The sequence below is a fragment of the Arthrobacter sp. Y3223164 genome, from assembly GCF_059091005.1.
Window position 1 is genome coordinate 1 of the sequence record NZ_JBNHGF010000477.1, and the last position, 1,818, is coordinate 1,818.

2 protein-coding genes are annotated in these 1,818 nt (G+C 69.1%); both read right to left on the reverse strand.

Translation table 11 applies throughout. The features are described 5' to 3' along the window. Positions 1-398 (reverse strand): response regulator transcription factor (locus tag AC5RUJ_RS15575; RefSeq protein WP_494156166.1); only part of this gene is annotated, 398 nt, incomplete at its 3' end. Further along, a partial coding sequence (locus AC5RUJ_RS15580; RefSeq protein WP_494156167.1) for a sensor histidine kinase occupies positions 395-1,818 on the reverse strand: 1,424 nt, incomplete at its 5' end. The genes AC5RUJ_RS15575 and AC5RUJ_RS15580, both read right to left, overlap by 4 nt.

The window sequence follows — 1,818 nt, forward strand, 5'->3', positions numbered from 1 at the left end:
GTGCCGCTGCCGAGGACGGCCAGGTCGGCCGGCTGCGCCTCGGAGCGCAGGCGCAGCCGCACCCGGGCCAGCAGCTCCTCGAACCGGAACGGCTTGGACATGTAGTCGTTCGCGCCGTTCTCCAGCCCGGCAACGGTGTCGTCCACCGAGCTGCGGGCGGTGAGGATGATCACCGGGATGTCGTTGCGGCCCTCGCGCAGGCGGCGCAGCACGGTGAAGCCGTCCTGGTCCGGCAGTCCCAGGTCGAGGATGGCCAGCTCGAAGTCCCCGGTCATGGCCAGGTGGTAGCCCTCCCGCCCGGTGCCGGCGACCGTGGGCACGTAGCCGGCGGCCTTCAGGCCCTTGGCGATGAAGGAACTGATCCTGTCCTCGTCCTCAATGATCAGAATCTGACTCACGCGCTCTCCTCCTTGTCTGCGCCCGCCTCCGGGCCGCTGAGCACGACGGTGAAAGTGGATCCGGCGCCCGGGGCCGAGGCCAGTTCGACGCTGCCGCCGTGCGCCGCGGCGATGGCGCTGACGATGGTCAACCCCAGTCCCGAGCCTTCCGCCCGCGTCCCGTTGCTGCCCCGTGCGAAACGGTCGAAAATCCTGCCCTGATCCTCCGGGAGGATGCCCGTTCCCTCGTCCCTGACCCACAGCCGCAGCTCATTGCCGCGCACGGCCGAACCGATCGCCACCGTGGACCCGGGCTCGGAGAATTTCACGGCGTTGGCCACCAACTGCAGCCAGGCCTGGGTAATCCGCCGCCCGTCGAGCGGCCAGCGGGTTTCGGCCCGTGCATCGACGGTCCAGCGCTTGGCGCCCAGCGGCCGGGCCTTGTCCAGCACGTCGTCGGTCAGCTGCCCCACCTCGACGTCGGACGGGTTCACGAAGCCGGGACGTTCCGCCTTGGCCAGCAGGACCAGGTCGTCGACGAGCAGCCGCATCCGGTCCAGCTCGTCCAAGGCGATGCCGCGCACCGACTCGACGTCCGCCGGGTCACGCGGGTCCTGCAGTTCCAGGTGGCCCTGCAGGATGGTGATCGGGGTCCGCAGCTCGTGCCCGACGTCATCCAGCAGCTGCCGCTGCGCTGTCATGGACGCCTCCAAGCGGTCCAGCATGTCGTTAAAGGTGCGGGAGAGTTCGGAGATGTCGTCGTTGCCGCCCACCGGGATGCGCTGGGTCAGGTCCGCGTCGGTGATCCGTTGTGCCGTTTCGCGCACCAGCCGGATGGGTGCCAGCAGCCGGCCGGCCACCTGCCAGCCGACGACGCCGATCAGTACCAGCGAACCGAACCCGATCAGTGCGTAGGTCAGGAAGATATCGTCAAGTTGCTGCAGCTCGGCGTCGTAATCGTAGGCCAGCACGAACGTGCTGTGGGCCGGGTCGGAGGAGAGCTGCACCGGCACGGCGACCACCCGGTACGTCGTGGTCGACGTCTCCATAGTGCTGAGCACCACCCGGTCGGACGCAGTGGCGTCCGGGCCCAGCAGGGCTACGAGTTCGGCATCCCGCTCGAGCCGGAGCCGCACGGACGGGCTCGCCGTGTATGTCACCTTCCCGTCGACGAGGCCGAGCATGCCTTCGTTCGCGGAGGGAAGCGTCCGCTCCATCGCCAAAAAGACCAACCGGCTGGCCTGCGTGAAGGGTTCGCCCGTGTCCGGGTCGATGCCTGTCTCCGCCAGAGTCTTGAACTCGCTCACGCTGCGCTGGAGCGAGTCGTCCACCCGCTGGATGATATGGGACCGCTGCAGCGCGAACGCCACCGAGCCGGCCACCAGCAGGCCCAGGGCCGAAAGGGCGAGCACGGCGGCCAGCACCCGGACGCGGACGGACG